This is a genomic window from Mangrovicoccus sp. HB161399, assembly GCF_013184745.1.
Taxonomy (GTDB): domain Bacteria; phylum Pseudomonadota; class Alphaproteobacteria; order Rhodobacterales; family Rhodobacteraceae; genus Mangrovicoccus.
In genome coordinates, this window is the sequence record NZ_JAATVU010000078.1 from 1 (window position 1) to 24513 (window position 24513).

General features: G+C 70.0%; 20 protein-coding genes. 6 read left to right on the forward strand and 14 right to left on the reverse strand.

The window, feature by feature from the left end; all coding sequences use genetic code 11:
• Positions 1-486: 486 nt before the first annotated feature.
• From HCC78_RS26680 to HCC78_RS26690, 3 genes are read right to left on the reverse strand one after another with little or no spacing between them, the layout of a single operon-like run.
• Complete coding sequence (locus HCC78_RS26680; RefSeq protein ID WP_172331822.1) at positions 487-1599, reverse strand: pyridoxal phosphate-dependent aminotransferase; 1113 nt, start codon at positions 1597-1599, stop codon at positions 487-489.
• 40 nt (positions 1600-1639) lie between these two features.
• On the reverse strand, positions 1640-2170 hold the full coding sequence (locus tag HCC78_RS26685; RefSeq protein WP_172331823.1) for an RSP_2648 family PIN domain-containing protein: 531 nt from the start codon (positions 2168-2170) through the stop codon (positions 1640-1642).
• A complete protein-coding gene (locus HCC78_RS26690; RefSeq protein WP_172331824.1) occupies positions 2167-3378 on the reverse strand; it encodes an RSP_2647 family RNA methyltransferase in 1212 nt (403 codons plus the stop codon). Before HCC78_RS26690 ends, HCC78_RS26685 begins: the two co-directional genes overlap by 4 nt.
• 140 nt (positions 3379-3518) lie before the next feature.
• On the opposite strand from HCC78_RS26690, the gene HCC78_RS26695 reads away from it, so the two are divergent.
• Positions 3519-4061: a dihydrofolate reductase family protein gene (locus HCC78_RS26695; protein ID WP_172331825.1), complete on the forward strand. Its 543-nt coding sequence runs from the start codon at positions 3519-3521 to the stop codon at positions 4059-4061.
• Between the two features lie 4 nt (positions 4062-4065).
• Here the strand turns inward: HCC78_RS26695 and HCC78_RS26700 are convergent, their stop codons facing one another.
• Positions 4066-4731, reverse strand: a complete 666-nt coding sequence (locus tag HCC78_RS26700) for a bifunctional 4-hydroxy-2-oxoglutarate aldolase/2-dehydro-3-deoxy-phosphogluconate aldolase (protein WP_172331826.1) — start codon at positions 4729-4731, stop codon at positions 4066-4068.
• Between the two features lie 13 nt (positions 4732-4744).
• Positions 4745-6601, reverse strand: coding sequence for a phosphogluconate dehydratase (gene edd, locus HCC78_RS26705; RefSeq protein WP_172331827.1), 1857 nt, complete (start codon positions 6599-6601; stop codon positions 4745-4747).
• Positions 6602-6823: 222 nt separating this feature from the next.
• On the opposite strand from edd, the gene HCC78_RS26710 reads away from it, so the two are divergent.
• Positions 6824-7456: a hypothetical protein gene (locus HCC78_RS26710; RefSeq protein ID WP_172331828.1), complete on the forward strand. Its 633-nt coding sequence runs from the start codon at positions 6824-6826 to the stop codon at positions 7454-7456.
• A gap of 73 nt (positions 7457-7529) precedes the next feature.
• Here the strand turns inward: HCC78_RS26710 and ileS are convergent, their stop codons facing one another.
• Entirely contained in the window at positions 7530-10505 is a 2976-nt protein-coding gene (ileS, locus tag HCC78_RS26715; RefSeq protein ID WP_172331829.1) for an isoleucine--tRNA ligase, read from the reverse strand.
• A gap of 344 nt (positions 10506-10849) precedes the next feature.
• On the opposite strand from ileS, the gene HCC78_RS26720 reads away from it, so the two are divergent.
• Positions 10850-12130, forward strand: a complete 1281-nt coding sequence (locus tag HCC78_RS26720) for a PAS domain-containing protein (RefSeq protein WP_172331830.1) — start codon at positions 10850-10852, stop codon at positions 12128-12130.
• Positions 12131-13269: 1139 nt separating this feature from the next.
• On the opposite strand, the gene HCC78_RS26725 is transcribed toward HCC78_RS26720, so the two are convergent.
• From HCC78_RS26725 to HCC78_RS26735, 3 genes are all read right to left on the reverse strand, one after another.
• On the reverse strand, positions 13270-14295 hold the full coding sequence (locus tag HCC78_RS26725) for a YcjF family protein (RefSeq protein ID WP_172331831.1): 1026 nt from the start codon (positions 14293-14295) through the stop codon (positions 13270-13272).
• Between the two features lie 25 nt (positions 14296-14320).
• Complete coding sequence (locus HCC78_RS26730) at positions 14321-15727, reverse strand: YcjX family protein (protein ID WP_172331839.1); 1407 nt, start codon at positions 15725-15727, stop codon at positions 14321-14323.
• 76 nt (positions 15728-15803) lie between these two features.
• Positions 15804-17234 carry a SagB/ThcOx family dehydrogenase gene (locus HCC78_RS26735; RefSeq protein ID WP_172331832.1) on the reverse strand — a complete coding sequence of 477 codons (1431 nt, stop codon included), beginning with the start codon at positions 17232-17234 and terminating at the stop codon, positions 15804-15806.
• Positions 17235-17365: 131 nt separating this feature from the next.
• Here HCC78_RS26735 and HCC78_RS26740 point away from each other — a divergent pair, with 131 nt between their 5' ends.
• A complete protein-coding gene (locus HCC78_RS26740) occupies positions 17366-17995 on the forward strand; it encodes a glutathione S-transferase family protein (RefSeq protein WP_216671324.1) in 630 nt (209 codons plus the stop codon).
• Positions 17996-18446: 451 nt separating this feature from the next.
• Here the strand turns inward: HCC78_RS26740 and HCC78_RS26745 are convergent, their stop codons facing one another.
• The 4 genes from HCC78_RS26745 to tatA are packed head-to-tail and all read right to left on the reverse strand — an operon-like array spanning position 18447 to position 20831.
• Entirely contained in the window at positions 18447-19298 is an 852-nt protein-coding gene (locus HCC78_RS26745) for an ATP-binding protein (RefSeq protein WP_172331833.1), read from the reverse strand.
• Positions 19282-20160, reverse strand: a complete 879-nt coding sequence (gene tatC / locus HCC78_RS26750) for a twin-arginine translocase subunit TatC (protein WP_172331834.1) — start codon at positions 20158-20160, stop codon at positions 19282-19284. The genes HCC78_RS26745 and tatC overlap by 17 nt, the downstream gene beginning before the upstream one ends.
• Positions 20157-20612, reverse strand: coding sequence for a Sec-independent protein translocase protein TatB (gene tatB, locus HCC78_RS26755; protein WP_172331835.1), 456 nt, complete (start codon positions 20610-20612; stop codon positions 20157-20159). Before tatB ends, tatC begins: the two co-directional genes overlap by 4 nt.
• 6 nt (positions 20613-20618) lie before the next feature.
• Positions 20619-20831 (reverse strand): twin-arginine translocase TatA/TatE family subunit, encoded by a 213-nt coding sequence (tatA, locus tag HCC78_RS26760; protein ID WP_172331841.1) that lies wholly within the window; start codon positions 20829-20831, stop codon positions 20619-20621.
• A 363-nt stretch (positions 20832-21194) separates the two neighbouring features.
• On the opposite strand from tatA, the gene HCC78_RS26765 reads away from it, so the two are divergent.
• Both HCC78_RS26765 and HCC78_RS26770 read left to right on the forward strand, forming a co-directional pair.
• Positions 21195-21674 (forward strand): NUDIX hydrolase, encoded by a 480-nt coding sequence (locus tag HCC78_RS26765; RefSeq protein WP_172331836.1) that lies wholly within the window; start codon positions 21195-21197, stop codon positions 21672-21674.
• A gap of 26 nt (positions 21675-21700) precedes the next feature.
• Positions 21701-23173, forward strand: coding sequence for an inorganic phosphate transporter (locus HCC78_RS26770; protein WP_172331837.1), 1473 nt, complete (start codon positions 21701-21703; stop codon positions 23171-23173).
• A gap of 7 nt (positions 23174-23180) precedes the next feature.
• On the opposite strand, the gene HCC78_RS26775 is transcribed toward HCC78_RS26770, so the two are convergent.
• Complete coding sequence (locus HCC78_RS26775; protein WP_172331838.1) at positions 23181-24281, reverse strand: ATP-binding cassette domain-containing protein; 1101 nt, start codon at positions 24279-24281, stop codon at positions 23181-23183.
• Between the last annotated feature and the right edge of the window lie 232 nt (positions 24282-24513).

Genomic DNA, 24513 nt, shown 5'->3' on the forward strand with positions numbered 1-24513 from the left:
CCGGACGCCGTGCGATGGGCTTCCGGGTGGGCCGCGCCGATCCTCGCCGCGGTCTCCTCCCCGTGCCCGTCAGCCAGGCCGGCCATGATCCGGACGAAGACGCCCCTGCCGCTCCGCCGCTTCCAACGGTTGCAGGGCTTTTCCGGGGCTGTCGCGGCGCCGCTGGCGCCACGGTCCCTTTCAACTGTGGGGGCCATCCTCCTTCGGGGCGTCCCGCCACCGCAAGCCATTGCGATTGATGAAGGCAGTGCCGCTCGGGGCGCGGCGTCCGCCGGCCCGGGCCTTGCCGTGCAACTTCGGGAAGCAGGGCCCGAGACGCGCCATCTGCGTGCGGCTCAACCGGAGGAGATCTGACATGTTCGCCGCCCGTTTCCGGGCGGTGCCTCACGCCAGCCAACCAAATCAATGGGTACCTGATCCTAGAAACAAAGAGGCAAGACACCGGAGCTGCGCTGCCCGCGGAGAGCGTCGCCCTTCCGCGCGGCCTCAGCCTGCGCTGCGCGCCGCGGCCAGTGCGTCCGGCAGCGCCGCGGCAAGCAGATCCAGATCTTGCGGGCGCCCGGCGGAGATCCGGATGCAGCGGTCTTCGGGCGCGACGAAGGGCTTGCGGATGAAGATGTCGCGGGCGTCGAGCTCCTCCAGCACGCGCTTGGCGAACGCCCCGTCCGCGCCGCAGTCGAGCGCCACGAAATTCGTGGCGGAGGGCAGCGCCGGGAGGCCGTTTTCCGCGCCGATGGCGGCGATCCGGTCGCGCGCGGCGGCCACTTCGGACTGCACCCAGGCCAGGTGCGCCTGGTCCTGCAGCGCGGCCAGCGCGCCGGCCTGGCTGATCCGGCACATGCCGAAATGGTTGCGGATGCGGTCGAAGGCCGCGATCAGGGAGGCCTCGCCGATGGCATGGCCGACCCGCGCGCCCGCCAGCCCGTAGGCCTTGGAGAAGGTGCGGAAGCGGATCACGCGGGAGTCTTCGGGCACCATCGCGGGCGCCGTGCCCTCGGGGGAAAACTCGATATAGGCCTCGTCGAGCACCAGCAGGCAACCCTCGGGCACGGACTCGATCATCGCCTGCACGGCCGCGGCATCGTGCCATGTGCCCATTGGATTGTCGGGATTGGCGAGGTAGACCAGCTTGGCGCCGACCTCGCGCGCCTTGGCAACCAGAGCCTGCGGGTCCTCGCGGTCGCCGCGGTAGGGCACAGTGACGATCTCGCCGCCGAAGCCCGCGACATGGTAATTGAAGGTCGGATAGGCGCCTGCAGAAGTCACCACCTTGTCGCCGGGGCCGACCGTCAGCCGCACCAGCAGGCCCAGAAGCCCGTCGATCCCCTCGCCCACCAGCACGTTGGCCTCGGCCGTGCCCAGATGCGCCGCCAGCGCCCCGCGCAGATCCTTCGAGGCCGAGTCGCCGTATTTCCACGCCTCCGCCGCCTCGGCCTGCATCGCGGCCACGGCCAGCGGCGAGGGTCCGAAGATGTTCTCGTTCGCGCCCAGCCGCGCGGCATAGGGGCGGCCGCGGCGGCGCTCCATCTCCTCGGGGCCGATGAAGGGCACGGTGGCAGGCAGGGCGGCGACGAGCGGGGTCAGGAGCGAACGGGTCATGCTCCGGCTTGTGGCGCGTCTTCCGCCCGCCTGCAAGGGGTCAGAGCCGCGGCTCGGCCGCCTTGGCAAAGCGCGGCAGCCGGGCGCGTTTCAGGATCTTGCGCGGGGAATCGTCCGCCGAGAGCCAGCCGAGCCGCGCCCGCAGCGCAGCCAGCATCGGCGCCTCGGCCTCGCGCAGCGCCTCCAGCAGGAACGGATCGGGATGCCAGGGCATGATGCCGTGCCGGGCCAGGGTGCGGCCGGGGAAATCCTTCAGGTTGAAGGTGACGATCGCCTCGGCCCGCCCGGCAATCGCCGCGGCCAGCACATGGGTGTCATCCGGGTCCGGCAGCGACAGGCCGTCCGCGGCGCCGTCGGGCACGGCAATCTCCGCCTCCGGCCAGCGCGCGGCCAGCGCCCCGGCCTCGGCCGCGACCTGCGCCGCCGGGGTCTCGCGCGCCGCGGCATTCGTCCACTCGAAGGCGATCCGCGGCGACCAGAGCGGCACGAACACCCCGGCCTCCGCCGCGTCCAGCAGCAGGCCGCGGGTCAGCGTCGGGAAGAGGACGCAGGCGTCGAGGACCGCCCTCACAGGGGCAGGACGCGGAACACCAGCGCCTTGAGATAGCCCGACTCGGCCAGCTGCGGGTGCAGCGGATGGTCCGGTCCGGCCTCGCCGGTGTAGATGATCTGCACCTGCCGCCCGGCCCGGCCGACGCCGCGCAGGCAGGCATTGCGGAACTTCTCCAGCACCGCGGCATGCGAGCAGGAGCAGAGCGCCAGGTAGCCGCCCTCGGGCGCCACCAGCTTTGCGCCGGACCGCGCGACCTTCTCGTAGGCGCGCAGGCCCGCCTCAAGCGACTGCTTGTTCGGCGCGAAGGCAGGCGGATCGCAGACCACCACGTCGAAATGCAGCCCCTCGTCCTCCAGCGCAGTCATCGCGTCGAAGGCGTCGCCCTGGCGCGTGGCGAAGGCGGCCGCGCCCTGCCCCATCGCCTCGGCGCCCTGCGACGCCAGTTCAAGCGCGGCGGCAGAGGCATCGACGCAGGTCACGTGGCTGGCGCCGCCGGCCAGAGCGGCGAGGCCGAAGCCGCCGACATGGCTGAACACGTCGAGCACGCGCGCGCCCTTCGACAGGCGCTGCACGAAGGCCTGGTTCTCGCGCTGGTCGTAGAACAGGCCTGTCTTCTGCCCGCCTGCGAGGTCCGCCATGTAGGTTGCGCCGTTCATCGAGACCCGCACCGGCCCCTCGGGCATCGCGCCCAGCAGCACCTTGCTTACGTCGTCCAGCCCCTCGAGGCTGCGGGCGCGGCCGGAGGCGTTCTTCAGCACGGAGGCCACGCCGGTGACCTCGGCCAGCGCCTCGACCATCATATCCAGATGCGCCTCGGCCCAGGCCGCATTCGGCTGCACGACCGCGGTATCGCCGAAGCGGTCGATCACCACGCCCGGCAGGCCGTCGGCCTCGGCATGGATCAGCCGGTAGAAGGGCTCGGCATAGAGCGTCTCGCGCAGCGACAGCGCGCGGGCGAAGCGGCGGGCGAACCAGGCCTTGTCGACCACGGCCGCCGGATCGCGGTCGATGATCCGCGCCATGATCTTCGATCCCGGATTGACGGCGACCAGCGCCATGTCCTGGCGTTCGGCATCCTGCAGCACCGCCAGCGTGCCGGGCGCGAGCCCGCGGGTGCGGCGGTCGGTCACCAAGTTGTCGGCATAGACCCAGGGCGCGCCCCAGCGGATGGCGCGGGCATCGGCCTTGGGCATCAGTCGGATGGCGGGACGGGCGGTGTCGGTCATGTCTCGGGCTCCCGGAGGGCGAAAGGGTCTCAGCGTATAGATCAGCCCCGGCGGATTTGAAAGCGCCAAGCCGCAGGGCCGCGCTTGACGGCGGCCCGGCACGGGCGCCTGATGGAACGCATAGCGGCAGGAGCCACCGGATGACCAGCGGGCATGTCTTCATCGCCGCCAGCCTCGACGGCTACATCGCCCGCGAGGACGGCGCCATCGACTGGCTGGAGCGCTTCGGCGAGACCGGCGAGGATCACGGCTATGCCCGGTTCATTTCGGGCATGGATGCGATCGTGATGGGCCGCGGCACCTGGGAGACCGCGCGGCATTTCGAACCCTGGCCCTATGCCCTGCCGGTGCTGGTGCTGTCGCAGCGGCTGGCCGGATCGCCGGTGCCTGCCGGGCTTGAGGGCCGGGTGCGGTTCTCGGATGCATCCCCGGCCGGCGCGATGGCGCTGCTGGCGGCCGAGGGCCATGCCCGCGCCTATGTCGATGGCGGCCAGCTGATCACCGCCTTCCTGCGCGCGGGTCTGATCGCCGGCATGACGGTGACGCTGGTGCCGCTGCTGCTGGGCTCGGGCCGCCGCCTGTTCGGCGCGCTGCCCGCGGATCTGGCCCTGCGGCACGAAGAGACCCGAACCTTCGGCTCGGGTCTCGTCCAGCTGCGCTACCGCGTCGGGCCGGAGCCCTGACGGATCAGGCCGGTTCGGCCGCGGTCTCGCCCTTGGCGACGGCCAGCGCCTCGGAGGCGAGCCGCGCGATGCCGTCCCAGTCGCCCGCGGCCATCATGGCTTCGGGGGCGACCCAGGACCCGCCGCAGCAGATCACGTTCGGCAGCGCCAGGTACTGGGTGACGTTCTTCAGCGAAACGCCGCCGGTCGGGCAGAAGCTGACCTGAGGCAGCGGACCGCCGATCGATTTCAGCATCGGCACGCCGCCCGCGGCCTCGGCGGGGAAGAATTTCTGCAGCTCGTAGCCCCGCTCCAGGTTGGCCATCACCTCCGAGGGCGTCGCCGCGCCCGGCAGGATCGGCAGCCCCTCGGCCTCACAGGCCTGCAGCAGCGTCGGGGTGGAGCCCGGCGAGACCGCGAAGGTCGCACCCGCGTCATGCGCGCGCTGCACGTCGTTCGGCGTCAGCACGGTGCCCGCGCCGACCACGGCGCCCTCGACCTGGGACATGATCCGGATCGCCTCGAGCGCCGCCGGGGTGCGCAGCGTCACCTCCAGCGCGGGCAGGCCGCCCGCGACCAGCGCCTCTGCAAGCGGCTTGGCGTAATCGGCGTTCTTCACCACGATGACCGGGATGATGGGCGCCAGCTCGGCAAGCTCGCGCAGGGAATCGCTGGCCTGATGGGGTGTCATCGGCGTTTTTCTCCTATAGGGCAGGTGCGGTTTCGGCGGCGGCCTGAGGCGCGCGGCCTCCTGCAACCACCCGGGCGCCGTCGGCGGCAGAGCCCACTGATGCTCGGAAGACTTCAAACAGTTCCCTCCCAAGGCCATGGCCGTTGGCGCTGAGATCCGCCACGACCGGGGTCCGGCCGGCGAACTCGGCGGCATCGCCCGCCAGCGACAGCACACCGGCGGTCGCGTCGACCCGGATGATATCACCATCCTTCACCCGCGCCAGAGGCCCGCCGTCGGCAGCCTCGGGAGTGACGTGAATTGCGGCAGGAACCTTGCCGGATGCCCCCGACATGCGCCCGTCGGTGACGAGCGCAACCTTGTGCCCGCGGCCCTGCAGCACGGAGAGAGTCGGGGTCAGCCCGTGCAGTTCGGGCATGCCGTTGGCCCTCGGCCCCTGGAAGCGGACGATCACGACCACGTCGCGGTCGAGCTTGCCCGCCTTGAAGGCAGCCTTGACCGACTCCTGGTCGTGGAACACGGCGGCCGGGGCCTCGATCACGTGATGCTCGGGCGCGACGGCCGAGACCTTCATGATGCCGCGGCCCAGATTGCCGTCGAGCGACTTGAGCCCGCCCTGCGGCTGGAACGGATCGGAGGCCGGGCGCAGGATCTTGTCGTTCAGCGTCTCCGCCGCGCCCTTGCGCCAGCCGAGCGCGCCGCCGTCAAGCACCGGCTCCTGCGTGTAGTGGCCGAGGCCGGTCCCGGCGACGGTCTCTGTGTCGGGATGCAGCAATCCGTCCTCTAGGAGCTCGCCGATCATGTAGCCGAGCCCGCCCGCGGCGTGGAAATGGTTCACGTCCGCCAGGCCGTTGGGATAGACCTTGGCCATCAGCGGGGTGACCGAGCTGATCGCAGCGAAATCGTCCAGATCGAGCAGGATGCCCGCCGCCCGTGCCATGGCCGGGAGGTGCAGCACGAGGTTCGTCGAGCCGCCGGTCGCCATCAGCCCGACGATGCCGTTGACGAAGGCGCGCTCGTCGAGGATCGAGCTGACGGGTCGGAAATCGTTGCCGAGCGCGGTGATCGCCAGCGCGCGTTCGGTCCCCGCCACGGTCAGCGCGTCGCGCAGCGGCGTGTTCGGGTTGATGAAGCTCGATCCCGGCAGGTGCAGGCCCATGAACTCCATCAGCATCTGGTTGGTGTTCGCGGTGCCGTAGAAGGTGCAGGTGCCCGGCCCGTGATAGGAGGCCATCTCGGCCTCCATCAGCTTGTCGCGGCCCACTTCGCCGATGGCGAACTGGTTGCGGACGCGGGATTTCTCGTCATTCGGCAGGCCGGAGGTCATCGGTCCGGCCGGCAGGAACACCGCCGGGATGTGGCCGAATGTGGCGGCGGCGATGATCAGCCCCGGCACGATCTTGTCGCAGACGCCCAGATAGAGCGCCGCGTCGAAGGTGTTGTGGCTCAGCCCCACCGCGGCCGCGAGCGCGATCACGTCGCGGGAGAACAGCGACAGCTCCATCCCGGTCTGGCCCTGCGTGACCCCGTCGCACATCGCCGGGACGCCCGCCGCGACCTGGGCGGTGCCGCCCGCGGCCCTTGCGGCGGCGCGGATCATGTCGGGATAGCGCTCGTAGGGCTGGTGTGCCGAGAGCATGTCGTTATAGGCGGTGACGATGCCGATATTCGGGGCGCGGCCCGTGGCCAGCGCCTCCTTCTGGTCACCCATCGCGGCATAGGCATGGGCCTGGTTGCCGCAGGTCAGATGCGCGCGCCGGGGACCATCCTCGGCCTGCGCCTTCATCCGGGCCAGATAGGTCTGGCGGCTGGTGCGGCTTCGGTCACGGATGCGCTCCGTGACCTCTGCGATGACGGAATGCAGGGCCATGGCGGTTCCTCGAGCTGTGGTTACGTGTCCCAAATATGACTGATACCGCTAACAGCCGAAAACTTCCACCGATAAAAGCGTCGCGCCCCCGCCGACGCAGCTCCGCCAGAATGCGGCCGCGCCGCAGCAGATTGACTTGGGTGCCGCTCCGCGCGCAGGATCGCCGTCACGCTGTGTACCCCATTGTGCCGCTTTCCCCCGCATTCCACAAGGATATCCCGGATGAGACGATTCCGCCTCGCAGCCGCCTGCGCATTGGGCATGGCCGCAACCTCCAGCACCGCCGCCACGATCGGTTTCGAAGGCATCCTGACGCCCCCCACCACGCTGAGCCTGCAGACGTCGATCGTCTCCGGCGGCTTTTCCTTCGCCGCCACCGGTGCGGGCGCAGGCAGCCGGGTCGGCGTCTACAACAACGCCAATGTCTGCACCGCGCCCGGCTGCACGGTGAACGGAACCGCCAGCTTCCTGATCTACGATGCCGCCACCACCTACCCGATGAGCGCCACGATGACCGCGCTCGGCGGCAGCCGCTTCGCCCTGGCGGGGTTCGACTTCGCACCGCTCTTCGCCGCCTCCGTCGCCAGCGGCACGTCTCTGTCCGTCACCGGCCAGACGGCGGGCGGCGGCAGCGTCGCGCAATCCTTCCTGTTCCAGAACGGCGGCAGCTTCGTGGCCGCGACGCTGGGCGCGGGGTTCGGCAATCTGACATCGGTGACATTCAGTTCGGACAGCTTCTACGCGGCGCTCGACAATATCGAGGTCTCGGCGGCGGTGCCGCTGCCGGCCGGAGCGGTGCTTCTGGGCAGTGCCCTTGCCCTCGGCGGCCTGGCCACCCGCAAGCGGCGGCGCTGAGGCGGCCGCCCTGCCCCGCCGCACCCGCCGCGGGGCAATGCCGCGGGAGAGGCTGCGCCCCTCCCGCCACGGATCAGCCCAGAGCCTCGTCGCAGCGGCCGCAGACGCCCGCATGGGAATGCGTTCCGACATCCGGCAGCACCTTCCAGCAGCGCTCGCATTTGCCGCCCTCGGCCTCGCGGAAGACCACGCCCACGCCCGGCACGTCCGGCAGGGTGAACGCGCCTTCCGGCACCGGTTCGGAGGTCAGTTCCAGCGCGGAAGTGATGCAGATATCCGCGAATTTCTGCGCGTCGTCGCCGATCATCGCGATCACCTCGGCCGGGGCATGCACCACCGGCGCGGCTTCCAGCGAGGATCCGATCACCTTTTCCTGGCGCTGCAGCTCGAGGCAGCCGGTGACGACGCGGCGGACATTGCGCAGCGTTTCCCACCGGGCGCGCAGCTCCGGATGCTTCCATTCGGGGTTCGGCGCCGGAAAGTCCTGCAGGTGGATCGACGAGGTCTCGCCCGGGAAGCGCTCCAGCCAGACTTCCTCCATCGTGAAGACCAGGACCGGCGCGAGCCAGGCGGTCAGCCGGTGGAAGAGGATGTCGAGGACGGTGCGCGCCGAGCGGCGGCGCACGCTGTCCGGCGCGTCGCAGTACAGCACGTCCTTGCGGATGTCGAAATAGACCGAGGAAAGGTTCACCGTGGCGAAGTTGAACACCCGGTTGAACACGCCCTGGAAGTCATAGGCGGCATAGCCGTCGCGCACCACGTCGTCGAGCTCGGCCACCCAGTCGAGCACCATGCGCTCCAGCTCGGTCATTTCCGAGACGTCGATCCGCTCTTCCTCGGTGAAGCCCGCGAGGTTGCCCAGCAGGAAGCGCATCGTATTGCGCAGGCGGCGGTAGCTGTCGGCGGTGCCCTTCAGGATCTCCGGACCGATCCGCAGGTCGGCGGTGTAGTCCGACTGCGCCACCCAGAGCCGCAAGATGTCGGCGCCGTATTGCTGGATCACCTGCTCGGGCGCCACGGTGTTGCCGAGCGACTTGGACATCTTCATGCCCTTCTCGTCCAGCGTGAAGCCGTGGGTCAGCACCCCGCGATACGGCGCCCGCCCCTTGGTCCCGCAGGCCTGCAGCATCGAGGAATGGAACCAGCCGCGGTGCTGGTCGGTACCTTCGAGATAGAGATCGGCAATGCCGTCCGCCGAGCCGTCCTCCCGGTCGCGCAGCACGAAGGCATGCGTCGAGCCAGAGTCGAACCAGACGTCGAGGATGTCGAAGACCTGCTCCCATTCGTCGGGGTTGTAGCCGTTGCCGAGGAAGCGTTCCTTGGCGCCGTCCTTGTACCAGGCATCCGCGCCTTCCGCCTCGAAGGCGGCGGCGATGCGGGCGTTGACCTCCGGGTCGCGCAGCAGGAACTCGGGATCGGTCGGCAGCTTGTCCTTGCGGGTGAAGCAGGTCAGCGGCACGCCCCAGGCGCGCTGGCGCGACAGCACCCAGTCGGGCCGCGCCTCGATCATCGAATAGAGCCGGTTGCGCCCGGTCTTGGGCGTCCAGGTCACCAGCTGGTCGATCGAGGTCAGCGCGCGTTCGCGGATCGTCTTGCCGTAGGTGTCCTGCCCGTCGCCGACCTCGCGGTCGATGGCGGCGAACCATTGCGGCGTGTTGCGGTAGATCACCGGCGCCTTCGAGCGCCAGCTATGCGGATAGGAATGCTTGACCTGGCCGCGCGCGACGATCGCGCCCGCCTCGACCAGCTTGCCGATCACGGCGGTGTTCGCCTTGCCTTCCTTGCCCTTGCGGTCGAAGACCTGGAGCCCGGCAAACAGCGGCACATGCGGCAGGAATTCGGATTCCTCGCCGACATTGTGGGTCATGCGGTCCATCCAGTTGCGCGCGACGAAGGCTTCGTAGTCCTCCTGGCCATGGCTCGGCGCGGTATGGACGAAGCCCGTGCCCGCATCCTCGGTGACATGCTCGCCGTCGATTGCCGGAACATCGTAGTCCCAGAAGCCGTTTGCGCCCTCGAGCCCGGCGAAGGGGTGCTCCAGAACCAGCTGGCCCAGCTCCGCGGCCGAGACGCTGCGCACCCGTTCGTATTCCGTGACCCGCGCCTTCTCCAGCGACTCTGCCGCCAGCTTGTCGGCGAAGACGTAGAGATCTCCCGCGGCGGTCCAGCTCTCCTCCTGCGTGGCTTTCACGCGGTAGAGGCCGTACTCGATGGCGTTCGAGAAGGCGACCGCCTTGTTCGACGGGATCGTCCAGGGAGTGGTCGTCCAGATCACGATCCGGGCCCGGCCCATTTCCTCGTCGAGCAGCGCCTGGTTCGCGGTGTCGTAGTCGCCGCCCTCCTCGTCGAAGGGCACCGGCGCGCCCTCGGCGCGGCGCACCTTGAACGCGACCCAGATCGTGTGGCTCTTGTGGTCGTGGTACTCGACCTCGGCCTCGGCCAGCGCGGTCTTCTCCACCGGCGACCACATGACCGGCTTCGAGCCCTGGTAGAGCGTGCCGGTCATCAGGAACTTCATGAATTCCTCGGCGATCACCCGCTCGGCGTGGAAGTCCATCGTCAGATAGGGCTTCTCCCACTTGCCGGTGACGCCCAGCCGCTTGAACTCGCCGCGCTGGATGTCGATCCAGCCCTCGGCGAAGGTCCGGCACTCCTGGCGGAAGTCGATGACCGGGACCTCGTCCTTGTTCTTGCCCTTGGCGCGGTACTGCTCCTCGATCTTCCACTCGATCGGCAGGCCGTGGCAGTCCCAGCCGGGGATGTAGCGCGCGTCCTTGCCCATCATCTGCTGGGAACGGACGACCATGTCCTTCAGCACCTTGTTCAGCGCGTGGCCGATATGCAGGTGGCCGTTGGCATAGGGAGGTCCGTCATGCAGCGTGAAGGGCGTGCGGCCCTCCTTCTCGCGCAGCCGGTCGTAGATCCCGATCTCTTCCCAGCGCTCCAGCCAGCCCGGTTCGCGCTTCGGCAGTCCGGCGCGCATCGGGAAGTCGGTTTTCGGCAGGAAGAGCGTGTCTTTGTAGTCGGGGGTCTCGGTCTCAGACGACATCGGGGCGGTCCTCAAGGGGAAATTCGTTAACGGCGATGGCGGCGCGGCAGATCATGCACCTTGGCCCGGCAACTCAAGCGTGGAGCGCCGGGCGGATAATTCGCGCAACAATGATGCACATCGCGGTCATGGCGCGGGTTATAGGCAGGGGAACCGGCAAGGTAAAGCACCCCGGACGCGGCGGGGCGGCATTAAGCCTTCGCAAACCGCGAGTCGCCTAAGGTCCGCACAGTGTCCCAGGCGGCAGCCCGGCCGGTCCGGGACCCGTTTTATCGCGAGCCGGAGGAGTCGCCCGTGACAGACTGCCCTGCTGCAGCCCCGCACGCGGGAAGGACCGAAAGACCATGACCGATTCTGCCGCCTCACTTCACCGCCCCAGCCAGGGAGAGGCGCCGTTCCGGGTCGGGGAGCTGTTCTTCTCCCGCACCGACGGGCGCGGCGTGATCGCCAGCGGCAACACCGTGTTCCAGCGCGTTGCCGACCATCCCTGGGACAAGATGATCGGCGCGCCGCACAAGATCATCCGCCACAAGGACATGCCCAAGGCAGTGTTCCACCTGCTGTGGTCGACGATCAAGGCGGGCGAACCGATCGGCGCCTATGTCAAGAACATGGCCCGCGACGGCCTGCATTACTGGGTCTTCGCCGTGGTCACCCCTATCGAGGGCGGCTATCTCTCGGTCCGGCTGAAGCCGGTCAGCCCGCTGCTGAAGACGGTGGAGGCGGAATATGCCGCGCTGCTGGCCAGCGAGCGCAAGGACGGCCACGCCCCCGAGGTCTCGGCCAAGATGCTGCTGGAGCGGCTGGCCGAAATGGGCTTTCCCAGCTACCGCGCCTTCATGTCCCATGCCCTGGCCGCCGAGTTCGAGGCGCGCTGCAACGCGCTCGGCCGCACGCCGCCGCCCTGGCTGGCGCCGTTCCGCCAGATTTCCGCCGCCGTCGGCGACGTGGCCGAGCAGACCAGGGAGCTGTCCGCGGTGTTCGAAAGCATCCGCGGCATCCCCTACAACATGCGCATCCTGGCCTCGCGGCTGGAGGCGGCCGGCGGGCCGATCAGCGTGATCTCGGCCAATTACGGCATCCTCTCCGAGGAGATCGGCGGATGGATGCGCAGCTTCGCCGACGAGTCCGGCGGCGCCTTCTCGGATATCCGCCGGGCGGTGGAACAGGCGCTGTTCCAGCAATGCGTCGTGCAGATCCAGCAGGAGATGGCCTCGGCCTTCGGCGCCGAGACCGGGCTGGAGGCGCATATGGACGTCGCGGCAGAGGCGAGGATGCTGAAGGCGCAGGCCACCGCCTATGACAGCGAAGCCCAGGACAGCATGGCCATGGTCGCGCGCCAGGCGGAGCGGTTCAGCATGTCGGTCCGCGACATGAAGCGGCTGATCACCGGGCTGGGGGCGACGCGGATGATGTGCAAGATCGAGGGCGCGCGGCTGCGCAACACCGGCGACAACCTGACCAGCGTGATCAAGCAGCTCGACCAGTTCCAGGAGAACATCGAGGAGCGGCTGCAGAAGATCGACGAGAAGAACCGGCTGGTGCAGCGCACGGCCTGCAGCCTGACCTCGGCCTGCAATGACGGCAACGGTGCGGGAACGGCGCTGCGCACCGCAGCGGAGTGAGCCATCCGCGCCGCCGCCTTCCGGCAGGGCCGCCCGGTCCGCCCGAAGGTGCGGGGCCTTCGCCCGTGCGGCGGCGATGCCCGCCAGCGAAGTTGCGCAGCCGCCTCCGGTGCAGTCCGACGCCCTCCGCCAACCGGCGGAGCGCCTCATCCGCTGCACCGGCACGGCCCGGCGGCAGGGCCGGCATCGCCACCGAGGCGCCTGCCAACCGGCAGCAGCACAGAAGCGCGCAAGCGCCCCCTCCCCGCCAACGGCAACCGCCGCACATCCCATCCGCCGCGCAGGCAATCCAGCCGCTGCACGCGACCGGCTTCCGGTTGTCTTCCGCAGGCCAACCGGGGCGCCGGAGCCTGGCTGCAGGCGTCCAGCAGCCAAAAGGACCCGCCGACGCGAGGATCACCGATGGTCCGACCGGCTCCGGCTGCTTGCGGAAAATCGTGCGCCGATCCGCGCCGCCATGGGGCCGCAGGTTCGAGGGCAGGCCCCCTCCGGCATGGCCGGCCCCGCAACCGCCCGGGCGGCGCGCCAACCGGTGAAGCTCCCGCGCGATCTTCCGGGACCCTTTTGCCCAGCCATCGCCCGTAGCGAGCCGGCCGGGTGCAGAAACCTCTGCGGCCGAAGGGCTCGCCGCTGCCCTTCTCTGCGCCTCGCTCAAATGCTGGCCGTCACGAGCCCGAGCACGACCTGATTGCGCAGCGGCGGGGCCTGCGAAAGCCCGATGGAGCCCAGGTCACGGTGCGAAACGGCCCGCCCCGCCGCGGCCGAAGCCCCGGGACAAGGCCCCAGCAAGAGACATCGCCTGATGGCGGTTGCCCGGTCATCCCGGTCCGTGGAGAGACGGCCTTCGGTCCGGGACGCCCGCCGCCCGAGCCCCCGTACTGGCGCGGATGGATAGCGGCCATGCGCGCGCTTCCAGGAAACGCCTGCGGCTGATCGCGCAGCGGGGCCGCGACGCCCCAAGCCCCGCCACCGCAGATGCAATGCCCGCCGATCGCGGCAGCCGCAGCGCAGAATTTTCCGCGGCGAAGTGCAGGGCCGGACGGCCTCGCCTGCTGCGTGACCGCACGCGGCCATCCATCCGGCGGCGCATCGCCAAGCGGCGCCGTCCCTGCCGGGAGCATTTCCCCGGCAGGGACGGGTCAGCGCCCCGTGCCCTGTTCGGAGAACAGGCCGCGCAGCGAGCGCTGGACGATGCCGCTGACCGAAGGGCGCTTCTGCGTCATGTAGGGCAGCGGGCGGCAGACCTCGATCGCCGCCACGCCGACCCGCGCGGTCAGCGCGCCGTTGACCACGCCCTCGCCGAAGCGGCGCGAGACCTTCGAGACGAGCCCGCCGCCAGCGACCGAGCCGATCAGGTCGTCGCCGACCGCCAGCGCGCCGGTCGCCACCAGATGGGTCAGCACGGCCCGGGTCAGCCGCCAGGCGCCGAGCACGCCCGCCCGGCCGCCATAGATCTCGGCGATCTTGCGGATCATCCGCAGGTTGGCGAAGAGCGCGGTGATCAGATCCGCCAGCGCCAGCGGCACCAGCGCCGTCACGGTTGCGACCTGCCGCGACGCGGCCTCGACCTCGCGCACCGCACGGGCATCCAGCGGCGCCACCAGCGCACGCTCGGCCACGGCCAGCACGGCATCAGCGTCGAAATGCTCGTTCACCGCCTTTTCCAGCCCCTCCGCGGACCATTCCAGGTCGCGCCGTCCCGAGTAGAACGCCCCGAGGTTCAGCGCCAGCTTGCGCGAGGCTGCGAGGTCGGCCCGCGCCAGAACCTCGGCCGCCGCCTGGTGGATCTTGTCGAGCCGCGACAGCCGCATCAGCGCCCAGAGCTCGCGCAGGACCAGGATCGCCGAGACGAGGACGAAAGCCGCGAAAAGGATCGTCAGCAGCCCGGCAAGGACCGGGCTCGCCTGCATCAGCGCCGCGACTGCCGCCCAGGCCGCCATGCCGAAGAAGGCCGAAACGACCGCCGCGGCGAGCCCGAGGAACCAGCGCCCCAGGGGCGAGCGTTCGCGCGCCGCGAGATGCGCCAGCGTCGCCATGGCCGCGGCGTCGGCCGCATCCTCGCCCACCGGCGCGGCCGTCGAAGGTGTCTCCCTCGCGGGATCCGCACCTGCATCGAGGTCGAACACCACCGGTCCGCTGCGCCGCTTGCCGTCGTCTGCGTTCATTGCGGACCTCCCGTCTTCGCTTGTCTCACAGCCGGTCTCCGACCAGGAACTGCGCCGCCCGGTCGAGCCGGATATGCGGCGGCCCCTCGCCCGGCGCCAGGGTCAGCGGCGCGGGCGCGAAGCGCATCACTTGGTAGTCGGCATCCAGCCATTTCTCCGCCCCCTCGCGCGCCGGCGCAAGCAGCCGCATCGGATCGGAGGGCAGCTCCCCGGGATAGAAGGCCGCCTCCGCCCCGGTATCGAGCCGCCTGCCCCGCACCAGATCAAGCGTACGCCCGCCATGCTGGCGGGTCTCCTCGACCGTGGCGCGCAGCGCGGCCAGCGACATCGCCCCGGTCTCGGCCCCGGCGAATTGCGCCCGGTCGCGCGCCTCGCGCACCAGCGCCTCGGTGATCGCGGTCAGCTGGGCATGCTGCGAATGGTGCAGGTGGTCGGCCTTGGTCGCGGCGAAAAGGATCTTCTCCACCCGGCGGCCGAGCAGCAGCCCCGAGAGCCAGGAATTCGCGCCGGGACGGAACGCGCCCAGCACCTCGGCCATGACCTGGCGCAGATCCTCCAGCGCGGCCGGGCCGTCATGGATCGCGCCCAGCACGTCGAGCAGCACCACCTGCCGGTCGATGCGGCTGAAATGGTCGCGGAAGAACGGCTTCACGATCTTCGACTTGTAGGCCTCGAAGCGGCGCTCGAATTCCCGCCATAGGCTGCGGCGCGGCGCGCCCGGCTGCGGCGGCAGCGGCGCGAAGGTCAGCGCGGGCGACCCCTCCATCTCGCCCGGCAGCAGAAACCGCCCCGGCGAGCAGTCGGAGAAGCCCGCCTCGCGCGAGGCCTTGAGGCTTTCCGCGAAGAGATGGGCCAGGGTCTCGGCCCGCTCGTCCTCGAAGGGCGCGGCATGATCCGCCGCCGCCATCGCGCCGAGATAGTCCTGCCCGCCCGGCCGCGTGGCCAGCCGCGCCAGCGCGGTTTCCGACCAGTCGGCGTAGCTCTTCTCCATCAGGCCGAGATCGAGCAGCCACTCGCCGGGATAGTCGACGATGTCGAGATGGACGGTGCGCGGCCCGGTCAGCCCGCCCAGCGTCGCGATCCCGCCCATCAGCCCCCTGGGCCGCACCCGGAAGGACAGCCGCAGCTCGGAGATCGCGCGGGTGCCGTCGGGCCAGTGCGGCGCGGTGCCGGTGATGGCATTGAGATGGCGCTCGTAGGGAAAGCGGGCGATGGTATCGTCGGGCTGCGGACGCAGATAGGCCGAGAGGATCCGTCCCGAGGCCGCCGGTTCCAGCTGGCGCATGCGGTCGCGGTCCAGAAGGTTTGCCACCAGCGAGGTGATGAACACCGTCTTGCCGGACCGGCTGAGACCGGTCACCCCGAGCCGCACCACCGGTTCCAGAAAGGCCTCGCTCACTGCATTGCCTGCATCCTCGACGCTGCGCGCCATCGTGTCGATCAGGGATCCGATCACCCGTGCTGTCCTCGCTTCCGCTCTGGACGGAGATAGGCCGCGGCGCGGCCGGTTACCAGTCCGACGGCGGATCCGGGGGGCGGTCTCTCAGCGCAGGGTCGGGACGCGCGCGGCCGATGGCGAAATGGTAGAGCACCGCGTGCCGCGCCGGATCGAGCCCGAGAAACGCCGCAGCCTCTCCGTCGAGGAAGCAGCCGATGCCCGAGGCCCCCAGCCCTTCGGCCGTGGCGGCGTGGTAGAGCCGCTGGCCGAGGAGCCCGGCCTCCCAATGCAGCTGGCGGTAGCGCCACGGGTCCGCGGCAATGGGCGCCGTCTCGGCCACCAGGGACAGGCAGAGCGCGCCCTCGGCGGCGATGCCCTGGCCGCAGGAAAGCCGCCTTGCGTCGCGCCTGAGGTCGCCCTCGCGCAGCCGGACGAGCCCCGGCAGCAGCGGCTCTGCCGTCCCCGGCAGGTCCGGGGCGCCGCGCCCGCGCGGCAGCAGGCAGAGCCCCGGCGCAACGCCCTCGACCTTGTGGATCATGGCGAAGGCATGGACGGCCGGAGCGAAGGGCCAGAAGCCGCCGGGCGCGTTCTGCGGCGCCAGCGCCGCGAGGATGCGGGCAAGGCTTCCGGCAGGGACCGGTTCCTTGGCAGTGAACCGCCGCGCGCTGCGCCGGGCCTGCAAGTGCTGCGGCTTCGGCCGCGGCACGCCGGCACCCGGAACCGGATCGCCCCAGCCCGGCGGCGCTGCGGTCGCTGCCGCGACCTCGCGCAGTTCCGGCCAGGGATCGCAGAGGCCCGCCCCGACCGGTTCCGCCCCCCCCTGCCAGCGCGCGTTCCGGATCGCGGGCGCGCCGGACGACCCGATGGAGAGCAGAATCTCGGGCGTCTCGCCGTCCCCGGGCTGCAACAGATCGCCCAGGCCCTCCGGCGGAAGCATCGCCACCGGCCAGCCCATCGCCGCCGCGCCATTGGCGAGCGCGCCGATCGCATGGCCGAGATCGAGCTGGGTGTAGCGGAAGGCACGGATCCCGTATTTCCAAGCCTCGCGCCCCATGACCGAACTCAGCGCGACCCAGAGCCCCGGCGACACCTCCGCCTCGGCGCGCAACTCCAGACCGTGCGCTTCCGGGTCGTAGTGCCAGATGCCGTCCGTCAGCCCCAGCACGCCGCCCGCGATGACATGCGCCTCCACCGGGTAGAGCCCGCCCGAGGACGGCACGGCGCGGACCGGCCGCGCATCGTCGCCCTCGACCTTCCAGGCGGTCACCCCGAGCGACAGCGCCAGCATCCGGCCCAGCGTCATCGCCCCCGCCGGCCCCGGCGGCACGCGCGAGGCCACCAGCGGCAGGCGGTAGCTGCCCGGATAGCGCCGCACGGCGGCGGGCTGGCCGTCCCAGTCGACCGGCCCGGGACCGGGCGCGAAGCCCCCGGCACGGTGCTTGCTTGCCTCGTGATAGCGCAGGACCGCGTCCAGCGCGGCGGTGGGATCGGTCTCGGTCATCATGGTGCGGCGAGGGAAAGACGGGCACGGCCCCGCGGTCCATCCCCTGCATCCGGTGCCGGACCTCCCGTTCCGCCGCCTGCGGAAAGCGCGGGCAGTTTCGCCCCGAGGGGCACAGGAAAGGACCGGAAATGGGAAACATGAAGCTCTACATGGCGCCGGGGTCGTGCACGACCGCGCTCAACATCCTGCTCGAAGAAATGGGCGAGGTCTTCGAGGCGCATGTCGTCAACCTGCCGCGCGGCGACCATCTGAAGCCGGAGTTCCTCGCCATGAATCCCAAGGGCACGATCCCGGTCCTGATCCGGCGCGACGGGACGGTGATGACCGAGCTTCTCGCCATCGCCGTCTGGCTGGGGCAGAGCTCGCGCCGGTTCTGGCCGGAAGATGCCGCCGCCCAGACCCGCGCGCTGGAGATCATGTCCCACGTCACCGCGACGATACACGGCCAGGGCTTCGCGCGGATCTTCTCGGCGGGCGCCTTCGGCGACGACCCGGACACCCAGGCGATGGGCCGGCGCATCGTGGCGGCCGGGTTCGACTGGCTGGAGACGGTGCTGCCCGGCGAAGGCTATGCCGTCGGCAGCTACTCGGCGGCGGATGCGGTGCTGTTCTACGTGGAGTTCTGGGCCTCGAAGACCCGGGTGGCGATGCCGCCGCGCGTGGCCGCGCATTTCCGGCTGATGCTCTCCCGCCCGGTGGTCGGCCGCGTGCTCAAGGAGGAAGGCTACCGCCCGGAGCAATTGCTCGAAGGAGCCTGAGGCTCCTGCGGTTCCGGCGATGTCGGGGAGAGGCTTGAGGTCCCGGGGCTTCGCGGCGTGGGGGCAATGAGGCTCGGCCCCGGGACCTGGTCGCTTGCTTGCGATGGAGAGGTTCTAGTCCTGCCCGATGGCCGGATCAGGGAACCGGAGCGGCACGTCCGGGATCATTTCGCGGCGGAAATGCGGCCGTCCCCCGGAGGGGACTGTCCCTGGCCTTGCCGCACGGCCGGCAGCACGGGTGCAAGGCAGGAGCCAAGCGGCCGGAAAATGCGGATGTGCGGGGGAGGAAGTTTGAGGTCCCGGGGCGTCGCGGATGTGGGGGCCATGAGTGCTCGGCCCCGGGACCTGGTCGCTTGATTGCGATGGGGCTGTCCTGGACCCGGCGGATGGCGCCATGAAGGAGGTGCCGGGGCAATCCCCGGACCCTTTCATGGCGCGAATGGGGCAGCCGTCAGAGACGGACGCCGTGCCGTCCCGCGAGGTCGGTGAAGAACTGCCAGGCCACCCGGCCCGAGCGCGAGCCGCGCGTCGCCTGCCATTCGATTGCCTCGGCGCGCAGCGCCTCGGCTCCGATCTCCAGCCCGTAGGCGTCGCAATAGCCGCGGATCATCGCGAGGTAGTCGTCCTGCGAACACGGATGGAAGCCGAGCCACAGCCCGAACCGGTCCGAGAGCGAGACCTTCTCCTCGACCGCCTCGGCCGGGTTGATCGCCGAGCTGCGCTCGTTCTCGATCATGTCCCGCGGCATCAGGTGGCGGCGGTTGGAGGTCGCGTAGAGGATGACGTTGTCCGGACGGCCCTCGATCCCGCCGTCGAGGACGGCCTTCAGCGACTTGTAGTGCTCGTCGTCATGGCTGAAGCTGAGATCGTCGCAGAACAGCACCACCCGCGTGTCGGTCTCGCGCAGGATATGCAGGAGCCGCCCGATCGAGGGCAGGTCCTCGCGCTGGATTTCCACCAGCTTCACCGAATGCCCTCCGGCCAGGACCGCGGCATGCACCGCCTTGACCAGCGAGGATTTCCCCATGCCGCGCGCGCCCCACAGGAGCGCGTTGTTGGCCGGGAAGCCCCTGGCGAACTGCATGGTATTGGCCAGCAGCGTGTCGCGCGACCGCTCGATGCCGACCAGCAGCGGCAGATCAACCCGGTTGACCTTGGCCACCGGGGCCAGGCGGTCCGGCGCAGTCTGCCAGACATAGGCATCGGCCGCGTCGAAATTCGGCACCGAGCCGGGGGGCGGGCTGATCCGCTCCAGCGCCTCGGCGATCCGAATCATCGGGTCGTTCTCAGGCCGCAGGTCCATCGGCTTCCTCGTCCCAGAGTCCTTCTTCCTTCAGGCGCTTCTCGCGCTCCCGGTCGACCCGGGCGACGAGGAAGATGGAGATCTCGTAGAGCGCATAGACCACCGTGAAGAGGATGATCTGCGTGATCACGTCCGGCGGCGTCACCAGCGCGGCAAGCGTCAGGATGCCGACGACGGCGTATTTGCGCATGTCCTTCAGCCCGCGCGCCGAAACCAGCCCGGCCTTGCCCATCAGGGTCAGAAGCACGGGAAGCTGGAAGCAGAGGCCGAAGGCGAAGATGAATTTCAGCGACAGGTCGAGGCTTTCGCGCACCGAGCCGAGGAAGACGGTCTTCAGCTCTTCCTGCGCCACGCTGCCCGGGGGCGCCTCGAAATTGCCGTCGCCCGCTATCATGTTGGCCAGCGCCGGGATCGCGTCCGAGAAGCCGATGAAGAAGTTCATCGCCATCGGGGTCACGATGTACTGCGCGAAGGCGGCGCCCGCCAGGAACAGGATCGGCGAGGCGATGATGAAGGGCAGGAAGGCCTTCTGCTCGGACTTGTAGAGCCCGGGCGCCACGAACCGCCACATCTGGTGGGCGATCACCGGGAAGCTCAGCCCGAAGCCCATGACGATGGAGATGCGCACGAGAACGAAGAACTTCTCCTGCGGCGCGGTGAAGATCAGCCGCGGATCCTCGCCGCGCGAGCGCAGGATTTCCGCGATCGGCTCCACGAGGAAGTTCAGCAGCGGCTCGGCAATGGTGAAGCAGGCCACCATCGCGATCACGAATGCCAGGACGGAGCGGATCAGCCGCGTCCTGAGCTCCGCCAGATGCTCGATGAGCGGCGCGGAGCTGTCGTCGATGTCGTCGTCGGTCATGCAGTCTTGTCCGGCTGGCTGGCGGGCGCAGGCGCCTCCGCCTCGGGCTCCGCGGGCTTGGGCTCCGCGGGGGCCGCGTCAGGCGCGGCAGGCTTCTCCGCCAGCGCGGCTTCGGCCTCGGCGCGGGAGGCGGGACCGGAAGGCGCTGCCTTGGTCTTGCCGTCCTTCGCGCCCATCGGGTCCCATTTCTCGAAGGCGTCTGCCGCCTCCTGGACCTTGCGCATCCCCGCCGCACGCGGGTTGGAGATGTCGCGCAGGCTCTTCTCCACGTCCTTCACCCCTGCCTCGTCGGCAGCGGCGTTCATCGCGCTGGTGAATTCGCGCGCCATGGCCCGCGCCTTGCCGGTGAACTGCCCGAGGGTTCGGAACATCACCGGCAGGTCCTTCGGGCCGACCACGATCAGGGCCACCACGCCGATGACCAGGAGCTCGGTCCAGCCGATGTCGAACATTAAGGCTTACACCTTGTCCTTGGCGGTCTCGCTCGGGGTCACGTCCTTGGGTTCGGCAGGCTTCTCCAGCTCGTCCTGGCCTTCCTTCATCCCGCGCTTGAACGAGGTGATGCCCTTGCCCACTTCGCCCATGAGGCCCGCGACCTTGCCGCGCCCGAACAGGACCAGCACCACCACGGCGATGAGGATCAAGCCCATGGGGCCGATATTGTTCAGCATCTTGGTCTCCATACTGCAGGTCCGGGCCGTCCCCGCGCCCCGGACAGTATCGCGTATGTAGAGACTCTGGGCGGCGGATAGAAGGGCAAAACCGCCCGGAGCGGCAAATGCGACGCAGAACCGGGCCGCCGCGGCGCCGGCGCGGACCGAAGTATCGCACCGGCGCCGCGAGGCTTTGCAAACTGCGTGCCAATGCAGCAAAAGCGGCCGTTCAGCCGCGTGAACTTGCACAAAAACCGGCAATTTCCGCCATCGGCATTGATCCGGACACGCAACGGCAATATGACCCGGTGTCCAACTCCCCCGAAGGTTATCCCGAAGGCAACCAACCGGCTTCCCGATTCCACGTCTGCGAAAGAAAGAATGATCCACTCCCTCGTCCGCGACTTCCTCGGTCCCATCCTGCGCAGGCCGCCGCGCTTCCAGTCCGCCGCGCTGTGCTGGCGCCAGGGCGGCGGCGGCAGCGAGATCCTGCTGGTGACTTCGCGGGAGACCCGGCGCTGGGTGCTGCCCAAGGGCTGGCCCAAGCGCGGGCTGGACGCGGGCGGCACCGCGGCAGAGGAAGCCTGGGAAGAGGCCGGCATGGTGCCCTGCCCCGGAACGCCCTTCGAGATCGGCCGCTACGGCTACATGAAGCGGCTCGACGGCGGGCTGCCGGTGCCGGTCGAGGTCTCGGTCTTCGCCATCGAGGCGGACCATCTCGCCGACGAATTTCCCGAAACCGGCCAGCGCGACCGCCGCTGGTTCTCGCCCGCCGAGGCGGCCGAGGCCGTGGACGAGCCCGGGCTGAAGACCATCCTGCGCCGCTTCCGCCCGCCGCGCGGCGGCCGCCCGGCCGCCTGAGCGGACGGAACCGGAGGGACTCGCACATGGCCCGCGGCACGAACGGCAACCGCTGGTCCACGCTGGACCGCGATCTCGGCCGCGTCTCGACGCTGGAGGCCGCCAGCATCTACGCCGTGCGCCCCTTCGTCGGCGCCGGGCTGGCACTGCTCTTCATGTCCGTTGCGGCAATCGTCGCGGCCCTGCTCTTCGGCATCTCCGCCGCCAGCCTGGCGGTCATCGCCGCCTCGGTCTTCGCGGCCTACATGGCGCTGAACATCGGCGCCAACGACGTGGCCAACAACATGGGCCCGGCGGTCGGCGCAAAGGCCCTGACCATGGGCGGCGCCATCGCCATCGCCGCGGTCTGCGAGAGCGCCGGCGCGCTGATCGGCGGGCGGGAGGTCATCTCCACCGTCTCGACCGGCATCGTCGACCGGCCGGAATTCCTCGAGACGCGGACCTTCACCCTGGTGCTGCTGTCGGCGATGCTCGGCGCCGCCTTCTGGCTGAACCTCGCCACGCTGATCGGCGCGCCGATCTCCACCACCCATGCCGTCCTGGGCGCCCTGGTCGGCGCCGCCACCTGCGCCGCCGGGATCTACGCCGTGCACTGGGACCGCCTGGCGCTGATCGCGGCCGGCTGGGTCGCTTCGCCGCTGGCCGGCGCCGCCATTGCCGCCGCGCTGCTGGCGCTGCTCCAGCGCGCGGTGATCGACCCGGAGGACAAGATCGCTGCCGCCCACCGCTGGGTGCCGGCCATGGTCGGGCTGATGGCGGCGGTCTTCGCCGTGTATCTCGCGCTGCGGGGCCTTCCGCATGACGCGCGGGCGCCCAGCCCTGCCGAAATGGCCGCCGCGCTGCTGGCCGGCCTTGCCGCCTGGGCAGCCGCCCGCAGCGCGGTGCGGCGCCAGTCCCTGGGGCTGGAGAACCGCAAGCGCTCGCTCAAGGTGCTGTTCCGCCTGCCGCTGATCTTCTCGGCGGCGATCCTCAGCTTCGCCCATGGCGCCAATGACGTCGCCAACGCCGTCGGACCGCTTGCCGCCATCGTGCAGGTCACCGCATCGGGCGAGCCCGGCATCGAGGTGGAGTTCCCGCTCTGGGTGACCTTGATCGGCGCGTTCGGCATCTCGGCGGGCCTGGCGCTGTTCGGACCCAAGCTGGTGCGGCTGGTCGGCGACGAGATCACCCGGCTCAACCCGCTGCGCGCCTATTGCGTCGCGCTGGCCGCCGGGATCATCGTGATCTGCGCCTCCTGGGCGGGCCTGCCGGTCAGCACCACCCATATCACCATCGGCGGCGTCTTCGGCGTCGGCTTCTTCCGCGAATGGGACCACGAACGGCGCATGGCCAAGGTCCGCGGTCCCGAAAAGCGCCTTCCGGCGGAGGAGCGCGCCCGCCGCCGCCTGGTGCGCCGCTCGCATTTCCTGACCATCGTCGCCGCCTGGGTGGTGACCGTCCCGGCCGCCGCCTTGCTGGCCGCCGCGACCTTCCTGGCGCTGAACCTGGCGACCGGCTGAGCCCGGTTCAGCTTGCCAGCGGCTGCGCCACCGGGAAGACGTGGCAGCGGTCGCGCCGCATCATCAGCCACAGCGGCTGGCCCTCCTCGGGCAGGAAGACGCCCGGGATCACCGCCTGAAGCCGGGACCCGTCGAATTCCATGTCGAATTCCACCAGGCTCTCGCGGCCCAGATAGCGGGCGCGCCGCACCTTGCCGCGGGCCGGGACGCCGTGTTCCGGCGTCGGTGCCGGGCCCTTGCCGCCGCGGTCGAAATCGATCTTCAGGTGCTGCGGGCGGATCACGATCTCCACCTCGGTGCCGTCGGGCACGCCCGGAGCGAAGAAGGACCCGAAGGGCGTCTCGGTCGTGGCGCCGCGCACCGTGCCCTTGAGCACGTTGATATCCGAGAAGAACGCCGCCGCCGCCTTGTCCACGGGGGCGTTGTAGACATGGTAGGGCGCGCCCGACTGGACGATCTGCCCGTCCCGCATCAGCACGATCCGGTCGGCCATGCGCATCGCCTCCTCGGGCTCGTGCGTGACCATGAGGACGGCAGTGCCCTCCTCCTTCAGCAGCGCGAGGGTGTCGTCGCGGATGCCGTCGCGCAGGCGGTTGTCCAGGCCGGAAAACGGCTCGTCCATCAGCATGACCTTGGGCCTGGGCGCCAGCGCGCGGGCCAGCGCGATGCGCTGCTGCTCGCCGCCTGACAGCTCGTGCGGAAAGGCGTTGTCATAGCCCGCCATGTCGACCCGCGCGAGAAGTTCGGTGACCCTCAGTCGCTTTTCGGCCTTCGATCCCTTCAGCCCGAAGGCCACGTTCTCGGCGACGGTCAGATGCGGGAAGAGCGCGAAATCCTGGAACATCAGTCCGATGGAGCGCTTCTCCGGCTCGGTGAATATGCCGGGACCGCAGATGACCCTGCCGTCGAGCAGTATCTCGCCGCCATCCGGCACCTCGACCCCGGCAATCATCCTCAGCGTCGTCGACTTGCCGCAGCCCGAGGGCCCCAGCAGGCACACGCATTCGCCGGGGTCAATGCTCAGCGACACGCGGTTCACGACCGGATGGCCGTGGAACTCGCGTTCGAGCTTGCGGATTTCCAGTCGGGGCGTGAGGGTCTCGGGCACTGGGAAAGCTCAATCCTGATGCAACTGCTTGGGAATTGGACGTAGCACCGGGATCAGGGCGGAACAAGCGGGACCGGGTGCCGCGCCCGGATGGCATGGCGCGTGCACGCCGCGGCTGCCGCAATCCCGGGCACCCCCTCAACGTCGAGGGCCCCGCTTCTGGCGGGGCCCTCGGTGGTGGCTATGGCTGCCTTTCTCAGGCGATTTTCGTGAGCAGCTCGTCGAGGGACTT

Excerpts from the sequence above, each read along its gene's own strand:
- HCC78_RS26680 (WP_172331822.1), bottom strand. The coding sequence starts at position 1,599 with ATGACCCGTTCGCTCCTGACCCCGCTCGTCGCCGCCCTGCCTGCCACC.
- HCC78_RS26690 (WP_172331824.1), bottom strand. The coding sequence starts at position 3,378 with ATGACCGACACCGCCCGTCCCGCCATCCGACTGATGCCCAAGGCCGAT.
- HCC78_RS26695 (WP_172331825.1), top strand. The coding sequence starts at position 3,519 with ATGACCAGCGGGCATGTCTTCATCGCCGCCAGCCTCGACGGCTACATC.
- HCC78_RS26700 (WP_172331826.1), bottom strand. The coding sequence starts at position 4,731 with ATGACACCCCATCAGGCCAGCGATTCCCTGCGCGAGCTTGCCGAGCTG.
- edd (WP_172331827.1), bottom strand. The coding sequence starts at position 6,601 with ATGGCCCTGCATTCCGTCATCGCAGAGGTCACGGAGCGCATCCGTGAC.
- HCC78_RS26710 (WP_172331828.1), top strand. The coding sequence starts at position 6,824 with ATGAGACGATTCCGCCTCGCAGCCGCCTGCGCATTGGGCATGGCCGCA.
- ileS (WP_172331829.1), bottom strand. The coding sequence starts at position 10,505 with ATGTCGTCTGAGACCGAGACCCCCGACTACAAAGACACGCTCTTCCTG.
- HCC78_RS26720 (WP_172331830.1), top strand. The coding sequence starts at position 10,850 with ATGACCGATTCTGCCGCCTCACTTCACCGCCCCAGCCAGGGAGAGGCG.
- HCC78_RS26725 (WP_172331831.1), bottom strand. The coding sequence starts at position 14,295 with ATGAACGCAGACGACGGCAAGCGGCGCAGCGGACCGGTGGTGTTCGAC.
- HCC78_RS26730 (WP_172331839.1), bottom strand. The coding sequence starts at position 15,727 with ATGGCGCGCAGCGTCGAGGATGCAGGCAATGCAGTGAGCGAGGCCTTT.
- HCC78_RS26735 (WP_172331832.1), bottom strand. The coding sequence starts at position 17,234 with ATGACCGAGACCGATCCCACCGCCGCGCTGGACGCGGTCCTGCGCTAT.
- HCC78_RS26740 (WP_216671324.1), top strand. The coding sequence starts at position 17,366 with ATGGGAAACATGAAGCTCTACATGGCGCCGGGGTCGTGCACGACCGCG.
- HCC78_RS26745 (WP_172331833.1), bottom strand. The coding sequence starts at position 19,298 with ATGGACCTGCGGCCTGAGAACGACCCGATGATTCGGATCGCCGAGGCG.
- tatC (WP_172331834.1), bottom strand. The coding sequence starts at position 20,160 with ATGACCGACGACGACATCGACGACAGCTCCGCGCCGCTCATCGAGCAT.
- tatB (WP_172331835.1), bottom strand. The coding sequence starts at position 20,612 with ATGTTCGACATCGGCTGGACCGAGCTCCTGGTCATCGGCGTGGTGGCC.
- tatA (WP_172331841.1), bottom strand. The coding sequence starts at position 20,831 with ATGCTGAACAATATCGGCCCCATGGGCTTGATCCTCATCGCCGTGGTG.
- HCC78_RS26765 (WP_172331836.1), top strand. The coding sequence starts at position 21,195 with ATGATCCACTCCCTCGTCCGCGACTTCCTCGGTCCCATCCTGCGCAGG.
- HCC78_RS26770 (WP_172331837.1), top strand. The coding sequence starts at position 21,701 with ATGGCCCGCGGCACGAACGGCAACCGCTGGTCCACGCTGGACCGCGAT.